18 protein-coding genes are annotated in these 21,896 nt (G+C 74.6%); 10 read left to right on the top strand and 8 right to left on the bottom strand.

The genetic code is table 11. The annotated features are described in order from the left end of the window. Positions 1–65: 65 nt before the first annotated feature. Positions 66–3,668 carry an AAA family ATPase gene (locus ABT122_RS14220; protein WP_351550439.1) on the bottom strand — a complete coding sequence of 1,201 codons (3,603 nt, stop codon included), beginning with the start codon at positions 3,666–3,668 and terminating at the stop codon, positions 66–68. Positions 3,669–3,890: 222 nt separating this feature from the next. On the opposite strand from ABT122_RS14220, the gene ABT122_RS14215 reads away from it, so the two are divergent. The 5 genes from ABT122_RS14215 (at position 3,891) to ABT122_RS14195 (ending at position 9,708) form a co-directional block, all read left to right on the top strand. Further along, positions 3,891–5,855 carry a sensor histidine kinase gene (locus tag ABT122_RS14215; RefSeq protein WP_351550437.1) on the top strand — a complete coding sequence of 655 codons (1,965 nt, stop codon included), beginning with the start codon at positions 3,891–3,893 and terminating at the stop codon, positions 5,853–5,855. Positions 5,856–6,030: 175 nt separating this feature from the next. After that, positions 6,031–6,696 carry a response regulator transcription factor gene (locus ABT122_RS14210; RefSeq protein WP_351550434.1) on the top strand — a complete coding sequence of 222 codons (666 nt, stop codon included), beginning with the start codon at positions 6,031–6,033 and terminating at the stop codon, positions 6,694–6,696. 197 nt (positions 6,697–6,893) lie between these two features. Continuing rightward, positions 6,894–8,384 carry a DUF2252 domain-containing protein gene (locus ABT122_RS14205; RefSeq protein WP_351550432.1) on the top strand — a complete coding sequence of 497 codons (1,491 nt, stop codon included), beginning with the start codon at positions 6,894–6,896 and terminating at the stop codon, positions 8,382–8,384. 34 nt (positions 8,385–8,418) lie between these two features. Then, positions 8,419–9,252, top strand: a complete 834-nt coding sequence (locus ABT122_RS14200; RefSeq protein WP_351550430.1) for a hypothetical protein — start codon at positions 8,419–8,421, stop codon at positions 9,250–9,252. A gap of 111 nt (positions 9,253–9,363) precedes the next feature. Continuing rightward, the gene (locus tag ABT122_RS14195) at positions 9,364–9,708 is read left to right on the top strand and encodes a rhodanese-like domain-containing protein (RefSeq protein WP_351550428.1); all 345 of its coding nucleotides are present in this window, start codon (positions 9,364–9,366) and stop codon (positions 9,706–9,708) included. A gap of 89 nt (positions 9,709–9,797) precedes the next feature. On the opposite strand, the gene ABT122_RS14190 is transcribed toward ABT122_RS14195, so the two are convergent. From ABT122_RS14190 to paaA, 6 genes are all read right to left on the bottom strand, one after another. After that, the gene (locus ABT122_RS14190; protein WP_351550425.1) at positions 9,798–10,976 is read right to left on the bottom strand and encodes an acyl-CoA dehydrogenase family protein; all 1,179 of its coding nucleotides are present in this window, start codon (positions 10,974–10,976) and stop codon (positions 9,798–9,800) included. 252 nt (positions 10,977–11,228) lie between these two features. Next, entirely contained in the window at positions 11,229–12,284 is a 1,056-nt protein-coding gene (locus ABT122_RS14185) for a 2Fe-2S iron-sulfur cluster-binding protein (RefSeq protein WP_351550422.1), read from the bottom strand. Continuing rightward, positions 12,285–12,794, bottom strand: coding sequence for a 1,2-phenylacetyl-CoA epoxidase subunit PaaD (paaD, locus tag ABT122_RS14180; protein ID WP_451067872.1), 510 nt, complete (start codon positions 12,792–12,794; stop codon positions 12,285–12,287). It abuts the gene before it with no gap. After that, entirely contained in the window at positions 12,791–13,507 is a 717-nt protein-coding gene (paaC, locus tag ABT122_RS14175) for a 1,2-phenylacetyl-CoA epoxidase subunit PaaC (protein WP_351550417.1), read from the bottom strand. Before paaC ends, paaD begins: the two co-directional genes overlap by 4 nt. Continuing rightward, positions 13,504–13,794: a 1,2-phenylacetyl-CoA epoxidase subunit PaaB gene (gene paaB, locus ABT122_RS14170; RefSeq protein WP_351550414.1), complete on the bottom strand. Its 291-nt coding sequence runs from the start codon at positions 13,792–13,794 to the stop codon at positions 13,504–13,506. Before paaB ends, paaC begins: the two co-directional genes overlap by 4 nt. Next, complete coding sequence (gene paaA / locus ABT122_RS14165) at positions 13,791–14,780, bottom strand: 1,2-phenylacetyl-CoA epoxidase subunit PaaA (protein WP_351550412.1); 990 nt, start codon at positions 14,778–14,780, stop codon at positions 13,791–13,793. Before paaA ends, paaB begins: the two co-directional genes overlap by 4 nt. Before the next feature lie 113 nt (positions 14,781–14,893). Here paaA and ABT122_RS14160 point away from each other — a divergent pair, with 113 nt between their 5' ends. From ABT122_RS14160 to ABT122_RS14150, 3 genes are read left to right on the top strand one after another with little or no spacing between them, the layout of a single operon-like run. After that, a complete protein-coding gene (locus tag ABT122_RS14160) occupies positions 14,894–15,814 on the top strand; it encodes a DUF5819 family protein (protein WP_351550410.1) in 921 nt (306 codons plus the stop codon). Further along, positions 15,811–16,992, top strand: coding sequence for an HTTM domain-containing protein (locus tag ABT122_RS14155; protein WP_351550408.1), 1,182 nt, complete (start codon positions 15,811–15,813; stop codon positions 16,990–16,992). Before ABT122_RS14160 ends, ABT122_RS14155 begins: the two co-directional genes overlap by 4 nt. 9 nt (positions 16,993–17,001) lie before the next feature. Next, a complete protein-coding gene (locus ABT122_RS14150) occupies positions 17,002–17,769 on the top strand; it encodes a TrmH family RNA methyltransferase (RefSeq protein WP_351550405.1) in 768 nt (255 codons plus the stop codon). 19 nt (positions 17,770–17,788) lie between these two features. Here ABT122_RS14150 and paaN read toward each other — a convergent pair whose 3' ends face one another. Beyond that, the gene (paaN, locus tag ABT122_RS14145; RefSeq protein ID WP_351550402.1) at positions 17,789–19,465 is read right to left on the bottom strand and encodes a phenylacetic acid degradation protein PaaN; all 1,677 of its coding nucleotides are present in this window, start codon (positions 19,463–19,465) and stop codon (positions 17,789–17,791) included. A 123-nt stretch (positions 19,466–19,588) separates the two neighbouring features. Between paaN and ABT122_RS14140 the strand changes: the two genes are divergently transcribed. Together ABT122_RS14140 and ABT122_RS14135 are read left to right on the top strand one after the other, a co-directional pair. Then, a complete protein-coding gene (locus ABT122_RS14140; RefSeq protein ID WP_351550399.1) occupies positions 19,589–21,184 on the top strand; it encodes a 3-hydroxyacyl-CoA dehydrogenase in 1,596 nt (531 codons plus the stop codon). Then, positions 21,181–21,813 carry a TetR/AcrR family transcriptional regulator gene (locus tag ABT122_RS14135; RefSeq protein ID WP_351550396.1) on the top strand — a complete coding sequence of 211 codons (633 nt, stop codon included), beginning with the start codon at positions 21,181–21,183 and terminating at the stop codon, positions 21,811–21,813. Before ABT122_RS14140 ends, ABT122_RS14135 begins: the two co-directional genes overlap by 4 nt. Positions 21,814–21,896: the final 83 nt, after the last annotated feature.

The following is a 21,896-nucleotide window of genomic DNA, read 5'->3' as shown; positions in this document are numbered from 1 at the left end:
GTAGCTCACGTGGTGTGCGGCGGTGCGCCGGGCGCCTCGGGGTGCGCCCGGCGCGACCGCCGGGGTCAGGGCCGGGTGCCGGAGGCGCCCAGGGCGGTGTCCGGGTCCCGGCCGCCCCAGCCCCCGGGGGTGCGCCACAGGACATGGACGCCGAAGACCTCGCGGACGGTGTCGGCTGACCAGTCCTCGGCGGGCGGTTCGCAGAGGACGAGGTGGAGGCGGACGGCCGGGGCGGGCAGCGTGTGGTTGATCTCCAGGAGGCGGGTCGCCCCCGAGCGGAGGTCCGCGTAGCCGGAGCGGCCGATGCCCAGGACCTCGTAGAGGAACAGACCCTCGCCGGTGACACAGCTGACATCGGCGACCGGTGAGTCACCGGGCTGGAGATCCGCCCACAGCAGGGCCGACTTCAGCGCGTGGCGGACCGCCTCGTGCTTCCTGCACGTGCGGTCCTCGGAGGCCGAGGTCTCCAGCGCGCGCAGGAAGCCCTCCTTCGTCGTGACGGCCGGTGCGGCGGGGGCTTCTTCGGTGGCTGTCATGGGCTCGGGTGCTCTCTGCTCGGGGGCGTTCTCGGCGTCCGGTTCCGGGTCCGGTTCTGTTTTCTGGCCTGTTCTCGGGCCGGCTTCCGGTTCTGGCTCCGGCGCGGGCTCCGGCGTCGGTTCCGGCGCGGGCTCCGGTGTCGGTTCCGGTTCCGGTTCCGGTTGAGGGCCGGGTTCCGGATCGGGTTCCGGATCGGGTTCCGCGGCGGCTGCCGGGCGGGCGCTGAGGGTCTCCCGCGCCCGCGCCAGGGCCTCGGTCCAGCCGGAGGCCGCCAGCTCGTCCCGGAGGCCGCCGGCGTCCAGGCTGCCGTCCTTGAGCGCGCGGTTGGCCCCCGCCACCAGGTCGCGCAGGACGCCCAGGCGCTCCCTGTCCGGGGAGCCGAGCACCCGCCGCACGTCCACCCAGTCCGCCTGGTCCCGGCGGAGCACACGGTTGGCCATGCCCTGGAGCTCGGAGAGCCGGCCGCGGGCGTCCGGCGGAAGGTCCCCTCCGGCACCGGTCAGTTCGTCGAACACGCCGAGCGCCGCCGCGTAGCGCTCCGCCATTCTCGGCGAGATGGGCTGCCGGCCGCGCTGATCGGCGCTGAGGACACTGTGGTTGGTCTCGTTGGCGAAGACCCAGCAGTCCAGCTCCTGGCCCGCGCGCGGGGGCGCGGAGCCGTGCCGGACGGTCAGCACCAGCGGCCGGTCGGTGGAGGGCGTCAGCGCCCTGACCCGGTACCGGCCGCCCGGACCGGGGCCCAGGACCCGTACCCGGATGTCGGTCCCGATCTCGGGCGGCGCCTGTCCCGCCGCTGTGCCCTCCCCGGCCGCCGTGCTCCCGTCCCCCGCTGTGTCCGCTGTGTCCTCTCCGGCCGCCGTGTCCTCTCCGGCCTCGGGCGCCGGCGGTTCCGGGGCGGCCTCGGCGCCCGTGAGGAGCCGGGGGAGCGGGGAGGTGTGCAGCACGGTCAGGCTCTGCGTGCTGCGCGTGAGCGCGATGTAGAGCTGCCGGAGGCCGGTCGGCCCCCGGTCGGCGATACCGGCCGGCTCCAGGACCAGGACATGGTCGTACTCCATCCCCTTGGCCTGCGCGGCGGCCAGCACCGAGACCGATCCGCGCCGGGCCTCCGGGACGCCGTCGCTCCGGTCGAGCCGGTGGCCGATCTCCTCCACCCGGTCCCAGTCGTCGGGGACGATGACGGCGACGGAGCGCGGAGTGTGCCCGTCGTCGGTGCCGACCAGCCGGCTCACCTCGGCGGCGGTGTCGTCGAGCAGGCGCCCGGGCGTCGTCGGCAGGGTCCGCACGGCGCCCTCGCCCGCCTCCCGCACGGCCTGCGGGAAGGGCAGCGCGGGGGCGACCGCCCCGGCGAGGGGCGCGACGAACCCCATGATCTCCGCCGGTACGCGGTAGCCGGTGTTCAGCACGGCGACCCGCCAGTCCCCGTGGTCGGAGAGGATCGTGCCGAGCAGATCCCAGTCGGCCGGGATGTGGGGGCCGGTGGACTGCGCGAGGTCGCCGAGGACCGTCATGGAGCCGCCGGCGGCGCAGCGCCGGCGCAGGGCGCGGGCCTGCATGGGGGTGAGGTCCTGCGCCTCGTCGACGACGATGTGCCCGTACCGCCTGGGGGTCTCCCCGGCGATGAGGAAGCGGAGTTCCTCCAGACAGACCTGGTCGTCGAGGGTCCAGGGGTCGGCGTCGGCGGTGGCGGCCCGGGGGCGGTGCAGGGCCCGCTGCTCCTCCTCGTCGAGTACGCCGTCGGCGCAGGCCCTCAGGAGGTCGGGCGAGTCGTAGAGGCCGCGCAGGGCCTCCCGGGCGCCCGGTGACGGCCAGAGCCGCTCGACGAGCCGCTCGACCCGGCGATTGCGCTCCAGGTCGCGGCGGATCGTGCCGCCCTGGCCCCGGCGCGGGGCGATGGCGGCCAGTTCCCGCAGCAGACGGTCGACGAAGAGGCTGCGGAAGCGCTCGCGGCGCTGCCGGTAGGGGGCGTCGCCGTCGCGGGCCTCCTCCAGGAGGGCCAGGATCTCCGAGCGCGGCACGCGCAGGGTCGTGCTCCCGGCGGTGACGACCACGGTGGGCTCGTCGCCCTCGAAGGCGGGCGCGGTGGTGAGTTCGTCGAGCGCCTCGGGACGGGCCTCGTTCTCGATCCGGCGCCGCAGCACGGCCGCCATGCGCTCGCCGGACTTCACCCGGCGGGCCGCGGCGCTGTCGGTGCCGAGGATCTCCCCGTCCCAGAGGCGGTTGAGCTGCACCGCGTTGACGTCCCGGGTGCCGAGGGTGGGCAGCACCTGGCCGACGTAGTCGAGGAACCGCTGGTGGGGGCCGATGACCAGCATGTCCCGGGCCGTGAAGTGCCCGTTGTCGACGAGCCAGGTCACCCGGTGCAGACCGACCGCGGACTTGCCGGTGCCGGGGCCGCCCTGGACGACGAGGATGTCGGAGGGGGAGCCGGTGACCAGCTCCATCTGGTCGCGCCGGATGGTCTCCACGATGTCCCGCATCCGGCCGCCGCGCGAGCGCCTCAGCTCCTGGAGCAGGAAGTCGTCCGGTTCGGGCGATGCGCGGCGCGCGGGGCGGACGGCGTCGCCGGGGGTACGGGGCGGCTGAGGCTCCCCGCCCGGTACGGCCGGTGGGGCCGCGCGCCCGGCGGCCGTCCCGGCCCCCTCCGCGGCCGGCCGCTGCTCCGGTACGCCGGCGGGGGCGGCCTTCGCGGGAGCCGTGGAGATCTCGTCGAAGTAGCTCTCGACCACCCGGCGGACACAGCGCAGTTGCCGCCGCAGGACCACATCGCCCGGTGCGTCGGGCCGCGCCTCGGCCCACTTCCTCGCCAGCGGGCTGGTCCACAGCAGGACCACCGGATCGTTCGCGGTGTCGCGCACACCCCGCCGTCCGATGTACCAGGGCCGGGGCTCCTCACCGGGTTCGTCCGGCGCGTCGACCCGGGCGAAGACCAGGGCCTCGTCGCCGAGTCCGCCGTAGGCCGCGGCCCGCGCCTCCGCGTCCCTCCGGTTGGCTATGCCGTCCTTGCCGCTGGCCGACGCCGTCGCCGCCTGGGCTCCGCTCATCTCGGCCAGCCGTGAGGTGTAGCAGTCGTACGCGTGGTCCACCGCCCGCTGCTCGGCGGCGAGGACCTCGTCCCGTGTGGTGGCGTTCATCCGCTCCTCCCTGCGGCGCCGACGGACGCCGCTACGGGCCTGCGCCCGTACCCCGCTGAAACAACTATCAGAGAGCGGGCGGTGACGGGCGGTCAGTGCGCCGGTTCGTGGGCCGGCGCTCCCGTGCCGGGCCCGGGGGAGGCCGGGGCGCGACGTTCGTCGTGCCGGGGGAGGACGAAAGTGGGCGGATTCCCGGCCGGACCGCCATCTAGGGTGCCGGACGTGAACATCTCTTCGAGGGTCCTGGCCGGGGTGCGGGCGGGGTGGACCTGGCTGGGGGCGCCCGGACCGCCCCCGCCCGGCGCCGGCGGACACGGGACGCGGTCCGCGCGGCCGGGGGCTTCGGCGGTGCCGGGGCGCGGGGCGGGGGACGAACTGGTGCTCGCGCTCGTACTGGCGCTGCTGGCCGCCGGTACCGAGAAGCTGGCGGGGGCCGACGGAGCGCGTGTCCTGGGTGCCTGCGTCGGCGCCGCGGTGCTCTCGCCGCTGCGGCGCCGGCTCCCGCTGCCGGTGCTGGTCGTCACCGCCGCGCTCGCCGCGGAGGTTGTGGGCCTCTTCGGGCTCCAGCTGGTGGCCGGCTGGTCGGCCGGGCGCCGGATCGCCGGGGTCCGGAGGGTCCTGGCCGCGTTCACCGGCGCGTATCTCGCCTTTCTGGGCGCCACCGCGCTCGCCGGGCCCGGGCCGCTGGTGGCGATGTTCCCGATCCTCACCCTCGCCTTTCTGGCCACCGCGGTGATACCGGGGCTGGCCGGCCGGCACTGGAACCAGCGGCAGACCCTGCTCCGGGCCGTGCAGGACCGCAACGCCCAGCTCCTCTTCGAGCGGGAGCTGGTCGCGGGCCAGGCGCGGCTGCTGGAGCGGCAGCGGATCGCCCAGGACATGCACGACAGCCTCGGCCACCAGCTGGCGCTGATCGCCGTGCACACCGGCGCCCTGGAGGTGGACCCCGAGCTGACCGGGCGGCAGCGGGAGGCGGTCGGGGTGCTCCGGAGCGCCTCGGTGACCGCGATGCACGAGCTGCGCGAGGTCGTCGGAATCCTGCGGGACGGGATCGAGGACGGCGGCGGGAGCGGAGCCGAGGGCCGGCGCGGTGTCCGGGCTGGGGGCGCCGGGAGCACGGGCGCGGATGCGGGCGCGGGGCCGCGCGCGGGCGGGCCGGTTCCGGGCGCGCCCGACGGGCCGGGGCGGGCGCGGCGCGGCACCGCCGGTGTCCAGGGCCTGGTGGAGGCCGCGCGGGCGGCGGGCACCTCGGTGGAGCTGCGCCGCGAGGGGGAGCCCCGCCCGCTCGCGGCGGCGGCCGACCACGCCGCGTACCGGATCGTGCAGGAGGCGCTGACCAATGCCTACAAGCACGCCCCCGGCGCCCCGATCGCGGTGGCGCTGCGCTACGAGCCCGATGCCCTCGTCGCCGAGATCGTCAGCGGCGCCGCGAGCGGGGCCCCCGCCGCCGTCAGCGGCGGGCAGGGGCTCACCGGGCTGCGGGAGCGGGCCCGGCTGGTCGGGGGGATGGTGCACACCGGGCCCGTTCCCGGCGGCGGCTTCCGGGTGGCCGGGGTGCTTCCGTACGGGACGGCGGAGACGGTGCCGGCGGTGGGGACGGTGCCGGCGGTGGGGACGGTGCCGGCGGTGGGGACGGGGCCGGCGGTGGGGACGGGGCCGGCGGTGGGGACGGTGCCGGCGGTGGGGACGGCGCCGGCGGTGGGGACGGCGCCCCCGCTCCCCGGGCCCCCGGTGCGGCCGGACGGCCCCGGGAGCGGGGTGCCCGTCATGGACTGGAGTCCCCCGGGGCCGGCGGCGGGCGCGCCCGGTCCGGAGCGGCGCCGTGCCTTCAGCGCCCTCGGGACCGGCTGTGGGCTGGCGCTGGTGGCCGCGCTGGTGCTGGGCTCCGTCGTCGTCGCGTCGGTGTTCCACATGGACTCCCTGGAGGAGCACATGATCGAGCGGTCCGAGTACGAGCGGACGGAGATCGGGGAGTCCGAGGACGAGGTGCGCGCACGGCTGCCCGCCGGGGACCCGGACGCGGGGGAGCGCTGGGCCGGGCAGGGGCCCGGGGTGCCCGGGGGCGCCGAGTGTCTGACGCTCGGCTCCTGGGAGATGACGGACACCGCCGAGACGGAGCCGGTGTTCCGGTTCTGCTTCCGGGACGGTGAGCTGATCGAGAAGAAGGCGTACCACGTCAGGTCGTGACGCCCCGTGCCGACGAGGACGCTCCGGGCGGGCCGGCCCCGGGACGATGGACCGGACCCGGGGAACGGGCCGGCGGAGGCTCGGGGAGACTGGGCACCGCAGACGGGCGGACGGCAGGGCGGACCGAACGGTCCCGGCCGCCGCCGGACGGACGCGGGGAGTGCGAGGGGTGGAAATGACGGGGGCGCCGATCCGGGTGGTCATCGCCGACGACGAGCCGCTGATCAGGGCGGGTATCCGGCTGATCCTGACCTCGGACCGGGGAATCGAGGTGGTCGCCGAGGCGTCCAACGGGCGCGAGGCGATCGAGCAGGTACGGGCCCACAGCGCCGATGTGGTGCTGCTGGACATCCAGATGCCCGTGATGGACGGGCTCACGGCCCTGGGGGAGCTGCGCCGGGCGGCTCCCGGCACCCGGGTCGTCGTCCTCACCACCTTCGGGGAACGGGACAACGTTCTGCGGGCGCTGGAGTCCGGCGGCGCGGGCTTTCTGCTGAAGGACACCGCGCCCGCGGAGCTGATCGGGGCCGTACGAGCCGCCGCCGCCGGGGACGCCTATCTCTCCCCCGGCGCCACCCGGCACGTCGTCGACCGGCTGGCCTCGGGCCGCGCGGCCTCCCGGAGCGAGCGGGCCCGGGACCTGGTCTCCCGGCTGAGCGCCCGGGAGCGGGAGGTGCTCTCCCTGCTGGGCGAGGGGCTCTCCAACGCGGACGCGGGGAAGCGGCTGCACATGAGCGAGGCGACGGTGAAGACCTATGTCAGCCGGCTCCTGGCGAAGCTGGAGTGCGACAACCGGGTCCAGGCCGCGCTGCTGGCCCGGGACGCGGGTCTGGGCGACTGAGCGCGACGCCCGGCCCGGTGGGCCCCCTCCGGGCCGGCACGGGCGGGCACGGGCGGGCACGGGCGGGCACGGGCGGGCTGTTTCACGTGAAACAGCCCGCCCGGTTCCCCGGCCACCGGGGAGGACGGTTGTTCGAGGCGGCGGTACGGTCGGGGCAAGCGACAGCGACGGGTACGACGCGGGGGAGGCCACACAGCATGAGCGGTGCGGGGACGGAGCGGGACCGGACGGTGCGACAGGGGACGGAGCGCGGCACGGCCGGGCGCGGAGCCCCGGGCGGGGGCGACGGGCGTATTCCGGTGGTGCCCGGCTTCGCCCGGCGCCGGGGTGCCGATGCCGGTGTGTCCCCGAAGCACGAGGGCAGGGAGCTGAGGAGCCGGGTCCCCCGCTCCTCGCACGACTCCCTGGTGCTGGCGGTGAGCCGCCCGGGTGTGGTCGAGGCCGTCGAGGAGTCCAGCCGTGGCCGGGTGCCCGAGCTGACACCGATACGGGTGGGCCGGATGGCCGCGTCACCGTTCGCCTTTCTGCGCGGCTCGGCCGGGCTGATGGCCCATGACCTGGTGGGCACCCCGGTCACAGGGGTGACCGCCCAGCTCTGCGGCGACGCCCACGCCGCCAACTTCGGCCTCTACGGAGATGTCCGGGGCCGGCTCGTCATGGACCTGAATGACTTCGACGAGACCGTCGTCGGCCCCTGGGAGTGGGACGTCAAGCGGCTCGCGACCTCGCTGGTGCTGGCGGGCCGGGCGTCGGGCGCGGACGAGAAGGTCTGCCGGGCGGCGGCCTTCGACGCCATGGGCGCCTACCGCCGCACCATGCGGCTGCTGGCCAAGCTGCCCGCCCTGGACGCCTGGAACGCCATCGCCGACGAGGAACTGGTCTCCCACACCGACGCCCGGGATCTGATCGGAACCCTGGAGCAGGTCTCGGCGAAGGCGCGCAACAACACCAGCGCCCGCTTCGCCGCCAAGGCGACGGAGCTGTTCTCCGACGGCGCGGGCGAGGGACGGCGCTTCGTGGACGCTCCCCCGGTGCTGCGCCGGGTGTCCGACGCGGAGGCCGCGGCCGTCGCCGGCTCCCTGGAGGAGTATCTGACGACGGTCTCCGAGGACCGGCTGCCGCTGCTGGCGCGCTATGAGATCCAGGACGTGGCGTTCCGGGTCGTGGGCACCGGGAGCGTCGGGACCCGGTCGTATGTGGTGCTGCTGCTGGACCACCGGGGAGACGCGCTGGTGCTCCAGGTCAAGGAGGCCCGGCCCTCGGCGCTGCTGCCGTATCTCGCCGCGGCAGGCTTCCCGGAGCAGGAGACGGGCCACGAGGGCCGCAGGGTGGTGTGCGGCCAGAAGAAGATGCAGGTGGTCAGCGACATTCTGCTCGGCTGGACCACGGTCGGCGGGCTGCCGTTCCAGGTGCGGCAGTTCCGCAACCGCAAGGGGAGCGTGGACCCGGCGGCGCTCACCCCGGACCAGCTGGACGACTACGGGCGGATGACCGGGGCCCTGCTGGCGCGGGCCCACGCGCACAGCGCCGACCCCCGGCTGATCTCCGGGTACTGCGGCAAGAGCGAGGAGCTGGACGCGGCCCTGGCCCGTTTCGCGGTGGTCTACGCGGACCGCACGGAAGCCGATCACGCCGAGCTGCTGAAGGCGATCAGGGCCGGCCGTATCCCCGCCGAGCCGGGGGTGTGACCGGGCGGGCCGCTCCGGCCCTTAGGCTGGGCGGGTGACCCAGGACGCGCCCGGCGGGACGGCAGGCCGGAACGACGAAGAGCAGGACGCGCAGCCGCGGCCGGAGGCCCGGCTGGAGCGGGCGGTCCGCGCGGCCGAGCAGGCGCTGATCGAGTTCGAGATCGCTCTGGAGACCTTCCGGGTGGAGGTCGAGAACTTCTCCCGGCTCCACCACCAGAAGCTCGGCCCGATGTACGCGCGGCTGGACGAGCTGGACGCGCGGATCGCCGAGGCGAAGGCCGCCCGCAGCGGCGACCCGGAGGATCTGCGCCTGGCCCGGGACGCCCGGGCCGCGGTGATGCCGATGCCCGGAGTCGATGAGCTGTTCCACGGCTGGATGGACTCCGAGGGGCTGCCCCCGGAGGCCGCGGCGATGCTGGACGGCCGCTCCGTGCGGACGCCCCAGCGGGTGCGGCCCAGCGAGGAGGCGCGCAAGCTCTACCGCGAGCTGGTCCGCCGGGCGCATCCGGATCTGGCCCAGGACGAGACCGAGCGGGCCCGCCGCGACGAGTTCCTGATCCGGGTGAACGCCGTCTACGCGCTCGGTGACGCCGACGCGCTGCGGGAGCTGGCCGAGGAGTGGGCGGCGGGCCCGGTGCCGCCCGAGCACCGGCTGAGCGAGAGCGAGGAGCTCTACGCCCGGCTGGAGTGGCTCTCCCAGCGCAAGGAGCTGCTGACCATGGTGGCCCGGGAGCTGGAGGAGAGCGCGATCGGGGCGATGATGCGGCTGGCCCCCGACGACCCGGACCGGCTGCTGGAGGAGATCGCCGAGCAGCTCCTCGCCCAGGTCTCCGAGCGGGAGAGGGAACTCTCCGGGCTCGTGGAGTAGGTTTCGCAGGGCCGCCCGGACGACACACGGCCGGGCCGCGGGGCGTGGAACCGCCCCGCGGACACCTCCGGCCCGCGTGGTCCGGACACCAGACGAAGGAAGGCATGACCCATGAATTTCGCCCCGCTGCCCTCGGTGGAAGCCGCGGCGGTGCCGGCCGACGGCCTGGTGCTGGATGTCCGGGAGGACGACGAGTGGGCGGCCGGCCATGTCGAGGGCGCGCTGCATGTGCCGATGAGCGGCTTCGTCGCCCGGTTCGGTGAGGTCACCGAGGCGGTGGCGGACGGTCGCCGGGCCCATGTGATGTGCCGGGTGGGCGGGCGGTCCGCCCAGGTCACCCAGTACCTGGTCCAGCAGGGCATCGACGCCGTGAACATCGAGGGCGGCATGATCGCCTGGGACGCCGCCGGGCGTCCGATGGTCACCGACAACGGCACCCCGGCCTCCGTCGCCTGAGGCCGGGGCCCGTCTCGGTTCCGTTCCGTTCCGCCGCCGGCCCCGCCTCCGCTTCCGTGGCTGGCCCGCTCCGGCCGCCGTCGCCCGGCTCAGTCGAGCGGGTGGGCGGCCAGCAGGTCGCCGAGCGCCTCCTCATGGGCCGCGGCCGGGCCCAGGGAGAGCTCCAGCTGCTTCGCCCAGGCGTGGTAGCGGTGCAGCGCGTAGTCGGTGTCGGCGCCGAAGCCGCCGTGCAGATGCTGGGCGGTCTGCACCACCCGGCGCACCCCCTCCGAGGCCCAGATCTTCGCGACGGCGACATCGGCGGCCACCGGCAGCGGCCCGCCGAGCCCGGCGCTCCCCCGTGCCGGGCCCAGCCGCCAGGCGGCCTGCCAGAGGGTCGCCGCCATGGCCCGCAGATCGATATAGCGGTCGGCGGCCTGCACGGCGACGGCCTGGAAGGTCGCGATCGGGAAGCCGAACTGCTCCCGTTTGCCGGTGTACTCGGCGGTCATGGACAGCACGCGCTCGCCCAGCCCCAGCGCGAGGGCACAGGTCCCGGTGGTCAGCAGCAGCCGCAGCCACTCCCAGGCCCCCTCGGCGTCGATCAGCCCGGACGCGTCGATCCGCACGGAGTCGAGGCTCAGCTCGGCGAACCGCTCCCCGCTGGTGGAGATCTGCTCGGCGAGCACCGCGCCGGCGCTGTCCGGGGGGACGAGGGCCAGCACGGCCCGGCCCCCGTCGAGACGGGCGGGCACGGCGATCAGATCCGCCGACTGGGCCCAGGGCACCGCGGTCTGCACCCCGTCCAGCACCCACTGTCCGGTGCCGGTGCCGGTGCCGGTGCCGGTGCCGGTGTCCCGGCGGGCCGTCACGGCCAGTTCGGCCGGGTCGTGGCCGGTGCGCCCGCTGGCCCCGACCGTGAGGACCAGGTCGCCCCGTCCGACCGGGGGCAGCAGCCGGGCGCGGAGCGCGTCCCCGCCGTAGCGGTCGACGGCCAGGGCCACGGCGGCGGTCTCCAGCAGCGGCACCCGCGCCAGCACCTTCGCCGACTCGCGGAGCACCAGACAGAGCGCGAGGGGGTCCAGCCCCGCGCCGCCGTGCTCCTCGGCCAGCACCAGGCTCAGCAGATCGGCTCCGGCGAGCCTGCTCCACAGCGCCCGGTCGAAGTCCTCGGCCACCGCCCCCCGGGTGAGCGCGGGGCTGGGCACCGCATCGGGTGCCACCCCCGCGAAGACCGCCTCCGCCGCCTCGGTGGCGGCCCGCTGTTCCTCGGTGAAGGTGAAGTCCACGATTCAGTCCTCCCGCGCGCCCGCTGGTGCGCCACCGCCCGGAGCCGGAACCTCCCCGGGCTCCGCCGTGGCTGACGGTCCGTCAAGATAGAACAGGTTCCTGAAAATGAACACAGCGGGAGGGGACGGAGCGGGGAGAGAGCGCACGGGGGCCGAGCGCGAGGTGCGGGACGGGCCGCGCGGGGTGCGGGCCGCCGGTGCGGGGGCGGCGGGACAGGGGGCGGCGGGGCGGCGGGCTCAGTGGGCGGCGGCTCAGCGGTCGAAGTCCAGCTCCACCTCCGAGGTCACCGGGTGGGACTGACAGGCCAGCACATACCCCGCCCCGGTCTCCTCCGGCTCCAGCGCGTAGTTGCGGTCCATCCGCACCTCTCCCGAGACCAGAAAGGCCCGGCAGGTGCCGCAGACTCCGCCCTTGCAGGCGTACGGAGCGCCGGAGCGGCTGCGGAGCACCGTCTCCAGCAGCGATTCGCCCTCCCGTACGGGCCAGGTGCCGGAGCGGCCGTCGAGGGTCGCGGTGAGCGCGGCGCCGGCGGGTGCCGCCACCCGGGCGGGGGCGGGCGCCGGGCCGTCGTCCACATGGAAGATCTCCTGGTGGACACGGCCGCGCTCCACACCGAGCCCGCGCAGCGCCCGGTCGGCGCCGGTCACAAGGCCGAACGGCCCGCACAGAAACCAGCCGTCGACCTCCGCCACCGGGAGCAGCCGGGGCAGCAGCCCGGTCAGCCGCTCCCGGTCCAGCCGCCCGGAGGGCAGCCCGGACTGCTGCTCCTCCCGGGAGAGCGCGGTGACCAGCTGGAACCGGTCGGGGAACCGGTCCTTGAGGTCCGCCACCTCGTCCAGGAACATCGTGGACGCCACGGTCCGGTCGCCGCGGATCAGACAGAACCGGGCCTCCGGCTCCCGCGCCAGCGCCGTCGCGGCCATCGAGAGCACCGGGGTGATCCCGCTGCCGCCGACGATCGCCACGAAGTGCCCGGGCCGGGGATCGAGCCGGAAGCGCCCCATCGGGGGCATCACCTCGACGGTGTCCCCGGCCGCCAGCTCCTTGAGGGCATAGGTGGAGAACTCGCCGCCGTCGACCAGCCGGATGCCGACCCGCAGCACGGGGTGCGCGCCGGGCCCGGCGGCCGGGGAGCAGATCGAGTAGGTCCGCCGGACCTCCCCGCCCGCTGTCGCCCGGCGCAGCGCCAGATGCTGGCCGGGGGTGTGGCGGAAGGTGTCGCGCAGCTCGGGCGGCACCGCGAAGGTGACGGCCACCGAGTCGTCCGTGAGCCGTTCGACCTCGCTGACCCGGAGCGGATGGAACATCTACAACTCCTTGAAGTGGTCGAAGGGTTCACGGCAGTCGGTGCAGCGGCGCAGTGCCTTGCAGGCGGTGGAGGAGAACCTGCTCAGCAGCTCGGTCCGGGTGGAGCCGCAGTGCGGGCAGCGCACGGAGAGGGTGAGCGGGACGGGCCCCCCGGCCGGCCGCGACCGCGGCGGGGCTATGCCGGACTCGGCGAGCTTGCGCCGCCCCTCCGCGCTGATGTCCTCCGTCGACCAGGGCGGGGAGAGCACGGTGACGACCGAGACCTCCGGGATGCCGTGGTCGTGGAGCACCCGCTCGATGTCGCTGCTCATGGTCTCGATCGCCGGGCAGCCCGTGTAGGTCGGGGTCAGCTCGACCTCGGCCCTGCCGGGGCCCAGCAGATGGACCGCGCGCAGCACTCCCAGCTCCTCCAGGGTCACCACCGGAAGCTCCGGGTCGGGCACGGCCCCGGCGAGATCGCGCAGCCGTGCCTCCAGCAGGGTGTCGCCCGTGGGGGCGCGGCCGGTCACCACGACGCCCCCGGGTGGCTGCGGTGCAGATGCTGCATCTCCGCGAGCATCCGGCCGAAGGGCTCGGTGTGCACGCCCTGGCGCCCCGCGCCCGCCTTCCAGCCGCCGGAGCGCGGGCCGGTCGGCACGGTCAGGGTCGCGCGCTCCAGCACCGCCGGCACCGACTCCAGCCAGGTCCGCTCCAGCGCCGGCCAGTCCACCTCCACCCCCTCGACGGGCTCGAACATCTCCCCGGTGTACCGCCACAGGGCGTCACAGGCCCGCTGCATCCGCTGATGGCTCTCGGGTGTGCCGTCGCCCAGGCGCAGGGTCCACTGCTCGGCGTGGTCCCGGTGGTAGACGACCTCCTTGACCGCCTTCGCGGCCAGGGGGGCGAAGGGGCCGCCCCCCGCCGCCAGCGCCTCGTACAGCGGGTGCTGGTGGGCGGAGAAGAAGAGCTGCCGGGCGATGGTGTGGGCGAAGTCGCCGTTGGGCTGCTCGACGAGCTGGAGATTGCGGAAGGCGCGCTCCTCGCGGAGGTAGGCCAGCTCGTCCTCGTCCCCCGCGAGGGAGAGCAGGACCCGCGCCTGGCCCAGCAGGTCCAGGGCGATATTGGCGAGCGCCAGCTCCTCCTCCAGCACGGGCGCGTGGCCCGCCCACTGGGCGAGGCGGTGCGAGAGCACCAGCGCGTCGTCGCCGAGGGCGAGGGCCGCGACGGGGGGCGTGGCGGTCACAGGTGCTTCACCCCGTCCGGGATCTCGTAGAAGGTCGGGTGGCGGTAGGGCTTGTCGGCGGCCGGTTCGAAGAAGGGGTCCTTCTCGTCCGGCGAGGAGGCGGTGATCGCCGTGGAGGGCACGACCCAGAGGGAGACGCCCTCGCCGCGCCGGGTGTAGAGGTCACGGGCATTGCGCAGGGCCATCTCCGCGTCCGGCGCGTGGAGACTGCCGGCGTGGGTGTGGGAGAGCCCGCGGCGCGAGCGGACGAAGACCTCCCACAGCGGCCACTCGGTCGAGCCGCTCATGCCGTCGCCTCCGGGGATTCCGGCCGGGCCGCCGCGGGGTCCGGGGCCGTGTGCCTGGCGGCGTGGGCCGCCGCGGCGTCCCGCACCCAGGCGCCCTCCTCGTGGGCCCGGCGGCGCTGCGCGAGCCGCTGCTCATTGCACGGCCCATTGCCCTTGAGGACCTCCTGGAACTCCGTCCAGTCGATCGCGCCGAAGTCATGGCGGCCCCGCTCCTCGTTCCACCGCAGATCGGGGTCGGGGAGGGTCAGGCCCAGCGCCCGGGCCTGGGGGACGCAGATGTCCACGAAGCGCCGGCGCAGCTCGTCATTGGAGTGGCGCTTGATCTTCCATGCCATGGACTGGGCCGAATGGGCCGATGCGTCATCGGGCGGGCCGAACATCATCAGCGACGGCCACCACCAGCGGTCCACCGCGTCCTGGGCCATCGCGTGCTGGGCGGCGGTGCCCCGGGAGAGGGCGAGCAGCAGTTCGAAGCCCTGGCGCTGGTGGAAGGACTCCTCCTTGCAGATCCGGACCATCGCCCGGGCGTAGGGGCCGTAGGAGCAGCGGCAGAGCGGCACCTGGTTGGTGATCGCGGCGCCGTCCACCAGCCAGCCGATCGCTCCGACGTCCGCCCAGGTCAGCGTGGGGTAGTTGAAGATCGAGGAGTACCGCTGGCGGCCGGCGTGGAGCTTGTCGAGCAGCTCCTCCCGGCTGGTGCCCAGGGTTTCGGCGGCGCTGTACAGATACAGGCCGTGACCGGCCTCGTCCTGCACCTTGGCGATGAGGATGGCCTTGCGGCGCAGCGAAGGGGCCCGGGTGATCCAGTTGGCCTCCGGCTGCATGCCGATGATCTCCGAGTGGGCGTGCTGGGCCATCTGCCGGATCAGCGTCGCCCGGTAGGCGTCCGGCATCCAGTCGCGCGGCTCGATGCGCTCGTCGGCGGCGAGCGCGGCATCGAACACCGCCTCGTACCGCTCCGCCGTGTCCACGGTCACTGCCGTCATCCGGACCCCCTACCAACCGATCGTTCGGTTCATCGGCTTCAATGGTCGGTCGCCGCCCCTTAGGGTGTCAACCCTGTGGATAACCGGGTGGGAGCGTCAGGGATCGGGGCGGGATGGGTTCAGCCGAGAACGACGGCGCCGGGCGCGCCCGTGAGCGGGACCCCGGCCCGGGCCCGGCCGGCCCGGCCCGTACCGTGCCGCACCCCCCTGAGCAGCGGAGACCCCAGCGGAGCAGCGCCCCCGCCCCGCCCCCCGGCCCCTCCGTCCCGCCTCCTGACCCCCCGGCTTCCGCCGCCGCCGACCCTGACCCCCCGGCTTCCGCCGCCGACCCCGACCCGCCGGCTCCCGCCCCCGGTCCCCCCGCCGCCGGCATTCTGGCCCTCTCCCCGCCCTACCGGGTCGCCGCTGCCCTCTGCCTCGCCCTGGTCGCCGCGGTCGCCGGTGTCCATCTGGCGATGGTCTTCCTCCATGTGGCCCCCGCCAACACGGTGACCAAGCGGTACGGCGAGACGGTGAACGACTGGATCTACCCCGAGTTCGAGCAGAGCTGGAAGCTCTTCGCCCCCAATCCGCTCCAGCAGAATGTGTCCGTGCAGGTCAAGGCCGAGATCCGAAGGGCGGACGGGGGCCGGGAGACCACCGGCTGGATCAATCTCACCGCCGAGGACGCCCGCGAGGTGCGCGGCAACCCCCTGCCCAGCCATGTCCAGCAGAACCAGCTCCGCCGGGGCTGGGACATCCTCGTCAACTCGCACGACGCCCAGGGCCGCCCCCACGGGCTGCGCGGCCGGCTCTCGGAGGGCTATGTGCGCCGGATCGCGATGCACCGCCTGGACGCGCACGACCTCGGGGGAGCCGTGGAGCGCATCCGGCTCCGGTCCTCGACCCGCACGGTCAAGGCCCCGCCGTGGAGCGAGGAGAAGACCGACACCCGCCCCGTCCACCGGGTGCTGCCGTGGTGGACGGTGACCGGTGACGATCTGCCCCTGGGGGTCCGCAACGACCGGGGGCGGCCGGCCGGGGCGGCGCGATGACCCCCTCCCGGGGCGGCCGGGCCGCCGCCGCCCTCCAGCGGATCACCGCCACGGCCCTCGGCCCGTACCAGAGCGCCGTGGTCCGGATCGGCTTCGCCGGGGTCTGGCTCTGCTTCCTCCTGCGCGAGCTGCCCAACCGCCACGAGCTGTACGGGCCCGAGGGGCCCTGGAGCTGGGAGCTGGGGCGCGAGCTGATCTCCGACAACGACTCCTTCACCGTCCTCATGTGGACGGACGGGAGCCTCTGGTTCGAGATCGTCTACGCGGTCTCGGTGCTCTCCAGCGCCCTGATGATGCTCGGCTGGCGGACCCGCGCCATGTCCGCGCTCTTCATGGTCGGGGTGCTCTCGCTCCAGAACCGCTCGATCTTCATGGGCGACGGCGGCGACAATGTCATCCATCTGATGGCGATCTATCTGGTCGTCACCCGCTGTGCCCAGGTCTGGTCGCTGGACGCCCGGTGCGCGCGGCGCCGGGCGGAGCGGGCGGCGGACGCGCCCCGGGCGGAGTCCGCCGGTCCGCCGCCCGACCGGACCGGACCGGTCCTGTGGTCCGTGCTCGGCTTCCTCCTCGCCACCGGCTCCTTCCTGAACCAGACCGGTCTGTCCGTCCTGCTGCTGCTGTGGGCGCTGTGGATCGCGCAGGGGCTGTGGTGGCTGGTCGACCGGTACGCGCCGGGGAGCCAGCCGCGCGTCCTGCTGGACACCGCCGCGAATCTGCTCCACAACGCCGGCCTGCTGGTGATCATGGCCGAGGTCTGTCTGATCTACGCCACGGCGGGCTGGTACAAGGTCCAGGGTTCGCGCTGGCAGGACGGCACCGCGCTCTACTACCCGCTCAAGCTGGACTACTTCACTCCCTGGCCGGCCCTCTCCGATCTGCTCGCCTCCGGCGGGGTGATGGTGATGGTGCTGACGTACGGCACCGTCATCGTGCAGGTCGCCTTCCCCTTCACCCTCTTCAACAGGCGGGTGAAGAACGTCCTCCTGGTGGTCATGATCGCGGAGCACGCCGCGATCGCCGTGGTGCTGGGCCTCCCCTTCTTCTCGCTGGCGATGATCGCCGCCGACTCCGTCTTCCTCCCGACTTCCTTCCTGGTCCGGCTCGGTGCGGCGGTCGCCCGGGGACGGGACCGGCTCCTCCCCGCCGGTGACCGGGCCCGCGCCCCCGCGCCGTAGCCTGAGGCGATGAGCGAGAACGACGCCGCCGAGGCGGTACGGCAGTGGCGTGCGGCGGCACCCGGCGCGGTGCTGCTCGACGGCTTCCATGCCCTGAAGCACGCACTCCGGTTCAACGCGGAGGTGTCCGGAGCGATCACCAGCGACACGGCGGCACTGCTGGAGCTGGCCGGGGATCTCGCCCCCGATGTGACCGGGCGCATCGCGGAACTGGTCACCGAGGTGCCGCTGGAGACCCTGCGGGAGCTGGTGCCCCGGCTCCACCCCACACGTGTCGCCGCGCTGGCGGTCCGGCCCGGGCGCCGGGCGAACACCGAGACCCTGGCCGCGCTGCCCCGGCGGTCGCCGATCGTCGTCCTGGACAATCCGCGCAACCTCGGGAACGTCGGTGCGGTGGTCCGGCTCGCCGCCGGTTTCGGCGCCACCGGGGTGATCACCACCGGGGACATCGACCCCTGGCACCCCAACGCGGTGCGGGCGGGCGCGGGCCTGCACTACGCCACCGCCGTGGAGCGGCTGCCCTCCGACGGCCTTCCGCCCGGGCCGCTCCATGTCCTGGACCCGGAGGGGGACGACATCCGCTCGGTCCCCGTCCCGGACGGGGCCCTGCTCGTCTTCGGCTCCGAGCGCCACGGCGTCTCCCCGGAGCTGCGGGAGCGGGCCGACCGCCTGCTGTCGCTGCCCATGCGCCCCCAGGTCTCCAGCTACAACCTCGCCACCAGTGTGGCCATGGCGCTCTTCCACTGGGGCGGCCCGGCGGCGGCGCCGGGCCCCTGACCCCCGCCCCCGGCGGGCCTCACGCCTGGCGGCGGACCTCCACCACCCGGAAGCGGTTCGCGACGAACGCGGCATCGCACAGGGCGGCGTTGGCCGCCGGGTTGCCGCCGGAGCCGTGGAAGTCGGAGAACGCGGCCGTCTGATTCACGTACACCCCGCCCGTCAGATTCAGCGAGAGCTGGGCCGACTCGTCGAGACAGACCTCCTCGACCGCCCGCTCCGTCTCCGCCGACGTGGTGTAGGCGCCGACCGTCATCACGCCCTTGTCGCGGATCGTGCGCCGCAGCAGCGCGAGGGCGTCCGCCGTCGAGTCCACGGCGACCGCGAAGGAGACCGGGCCGAAGCACTCCTCCAGATACACCTTCTCGGCCTCCGGCTTGGCGCCGTCCAGCTTCACGATCACCGGGGTGCGGACCACCGCGTCCGGGAAGTCGGGGTGGGCGATCTTCCGTGAGGGGAGTGCCACCTCGCCGAGCTGCGCGGCTCCCTCCAGCCTGCTCCGCACCTCGGGGTTGACCAGCGCGCCCAGCAGCGCGTTGGCCCGGGCGTCGTCGCCGAGGAGGCCGCCGACCGAGGCGGCGAGATCGCCCACCAGCTCGTCGTACGACTTGTGGCCGGTGTCGGTGGCGATGCCCTCGCGGGGGATCAGCAGATTCTGCGGGGTGGTGCACATCTGGCCGCTGTACAGGGAGAGCGAGAAGGCCAGATTGGAGAGCATCCCCTTGTAGTCGTCGGTCGAGTCGATGACGACCGTGTTGACGCCGGCCTTCTCGGTGTGGACCTGGGCCTGGCGGGCGTGGGTCTCCAGCCAGTCGCCGAAGGCGGTGGAGCCGGTGTAGTCGATGATCCTGATCTCGGGGCGGACCGCCAGGGTCTTGGCGATGCCCTCACCGGGCCGCTCGACGGCCAGGGCGACCAGATCGGGGGCGAACCCGGCCTCCGCGAGCACCTCGCGCGCCACCCGCACGGTGAGCGCGAGCGGCAGCACCGCGCGCGGGTGCGGCTTGACCAGCACCGGATTGCCGGTGGCCAGCGAGGCGAAGAGCCCCGGGTAGCCGTTCCACGTGGGGAAGGTGTTGCAGCCGATCACCAGCGCGATGCCCCGGCCCGCCGCGGTGAAGGTCTTCCGCAGCCGGAGCGGATCGCGCTTGCCCTGGGGCTTGGACCAGTCGGCCGCATCCGGGGTGCGGGTCTGCTCCGCGCAGGCGTACGCCACGGCTTCCAGGCCGCGGTCCTGGGCGTGCGGCCCGCCGGCCTGGAAGGCCATCATGAAGGCCTGTCCGCTGGTGTGCATCACCGCGTGGGCGAACTCGTGGGTGCGGGCGCTGATCCGGGCCAGGATCTCCAGACAGACGAGGGCGCGCCGCTCGGGCCCCGCCTCGCGCCAGGCCCCCATGCCCGCGCGCATCGCGGGGAGCAGCACCTCCGGGTCCGGGTGCGGGTACTCGATGTCCAGACCGATGCCGTACGGCGAGGTCTCGCCGCCCGTCCAGCCGTCGGTGCCCGGCTGATCGAGCTCGAAGCGGGTGGAGCGGAGTGCCTCGAAGGCCGCGAGGCCGTCGGCCGGGGCGCTCTCCCCGTACGCCTTCGGGTGCTCGGGGTGGGGGGACCAGTAGGCGCGGGTGCGGATCGCTTCGAGAGCCTGGTCGAGCGTCGGCCGGTGGCGCTCGGTCAGCACGGCCTCGGTGAGCTGCATGGCGGACCAACTCCTCGTCGAGCTGGGCAGGGACGGAGGGACAGAGTTAGAGTAACCGAACGATCGGTTGGGACAAGGGGGCCTGTCAGACCTGTGGAAAACTCATCCGGGAGGATCACTCCCATGAGCGCCGTCGAACAGAGCACCACCACCGGACGGGCCGCCGCCCCGGACCGGAGCGCCGCCGCGGACCGGGGCGGTGCCGTGGACCGGAGCCGTACCGTCGCCGTGGTCGGCACCGGCACCATGGGTCAGGGCATCGCCCAGGTCGCCCTGGTCGCGGGCCATCCCGTGCGGCTCTGCGACGCCGTCCCCGGGCGGGCGGCCCGCGCCGCCGAGGCGATAGGCGCCCGGCTGGAGCGGCTCGTCGCCAAGGGGCGCATGACCGCGGGGGAGCGCGATGCCGCCCGCGCCCGGCTGCGCCCCGCCGCCCTCGCCGAACTCTCCGACGCGGCACTCGTCGTCGAGGCGGTCGTGGAGCGGCTCCCCGCCAAACAGGAGCTGCTGCGGGAGCTGGAGGGGATCGTCGCCGAGGACGCCCTGCTCGCCACCAACACCTCCTCCCTCTCCGTCACCGCCGTCGCGGGCGCCCTGCGGCACCCCGGCCGCCTCGTCGGCATGCACTTCTTCAACCCCGCGCCGCTGCTCCCGCTGGTCGAGATCGTCAGCGGCTCCGCCACCGACGAGAGCGCCGCCGAGAGCGCCCGGGCCACCGCGGAGGCCTGGGGCAAGACCCCGGTGCGCTGCGCCGACCTGCCCGGTTTCATCGTCAATCGCATAGCCCGGCCCTTCTACGCGGAGGCCTTCGCGATCCACGAGGACCGGGCGGCCGACCCCGCGACCATCGACGCGGTGCTGCGCGAGTGCGGCGCCTTCCGGATGGGCCCCTTCGAACTGACCGATCTGATCGGCCAGGACGTCAACGAGGCCGTCACCCACTCCGTCTGGGAGGCCTTCTTCCGGAACGTGAAGTTCACCCCCTCCCTGGCCCAGCGGCGGCTGGTGGAGGCCGGTCTGCTGGGCGTCAAGTCGGGCCGGGGCTGGTACGACCACACCCCCGGCGCCGAACGCCCCGCGCCCCGCACGGCGGAGCCCGCCGACCCTCCCGCGTACGTCGTCGCCCAGGGCGGTCCCGGGCCCGCCGCCGGGCTGCTCGACCTGATCGACGAGTCCGGTGTGCCCCTCCGCAGGGAGCGCGGGGACGACGGCACCCGGCTGGTCCTGCCCGGCGGCGGACATCTGGTGGCGGCCGGCGGACGGAGGCCGGGCGAGTACCGGAACACCGTCTGCTTCGATCTGGCCCTCGACTACCGGACCGCGACCCGGATCGCGCTCGCCGCCTCCCCGGACACCCCCGAGCGCACGCTCCGGGAGGCCATCGGGCTCTTCCAGGCGCTCGGCAAGAAGGTCAGCGTCATCGGCGACGTGCCCGGCATGATCGTGGCGCGCACGGTCGTGATGCTGATCGACCTCGCCGCCGACGCCGTGGCCAAGGGCGTCGCCACGGAGGAGGACATCGACACCGCGATGCGGCTCGGCGTCAACTACCCCGTCGGGCCGCTGGAATGGAACCGCCGGCTCCCCCGGGGGTACGCGCGGGGTGTACTGGGAGAGCTGCACGAACGGATGCCCGGCGGACGGTACGCCCCGGGCCTGGCGCTCCTCCGGCGCTCATCCTCCGGCTCATCCGCCGACGACGCAGAAGGAGCGGACGCATGAGCACCGCCAAGAGGGACACCTACACCCCGGAGACCCTGCTCACCGTCGCCGTGCGCGTCTTCAACGAGCGCGGCTACGACGGCACGTCCATGGAGCACCTCTCCCAGGCGGCCGGGATCTCCAAGTCGTCGATCTACCACCATGTCGCCGGCAAGGAGGAGCTGCTGCGCCGCGCCGTGAGCCGGGCGCTGGACGCGCTCTTCGCGGTCCTGGAGGAGCCCGGCGCACAGCACGGGCGCGCCATCGAGCGGGTCGAGTACGTCACCCGGCGCACCGTGGAGGTGCTGATGACCGAGGTGCCCTATGTGACGCTGCTGCTGCGGGTGCGCGGGAACACCGCCACCGAGCGCTGGGCGCTGGAGCGCCGGCGGGAGTTCGACCAGCGGGTGGCCGATCTGCTCAAGGCCGCCGCCGCCGACGGCGACCTGCGGACCGATGTCGACATACGGCTGGCCACCCGGCTGCTCTTCGGCATGGTGAACTCGCTGGTCGAGTGGTACCGGCCGCACCCGGACGGCGGCCAGGAGAGCGACCCGCTCGCCGAGACGGTCGTACGCCTCGCCTTCGACGGGCTGCGCACGGCGCCGCAGGGCCTCCAGGGCGCCCCCCGGGGTGCCGGGGGCGCCTGAGGGCTCTCTCCGGGCCGAGGGGCTTTCTCCGGGCCCGGCGGGGCCGCTTCCCGGTCCGCCCGGGCTCCCTGGGGCCCGGCGGC

Source organism: Streptomyces sp. NPDC001985 (assembly GCF_040296845.1).
In the GTDB taxonomy this organism is placed as follows: domain Bacteria; phylum Actinomycetota; class Actinomycetes; order Streptomycetales; family Streptomycetaceae; genus Streptomyces.
Note: the sequence above shows the minus strand (reverse complement) of the source record. Positions and strands in the feature narration are given on the sequence as shown.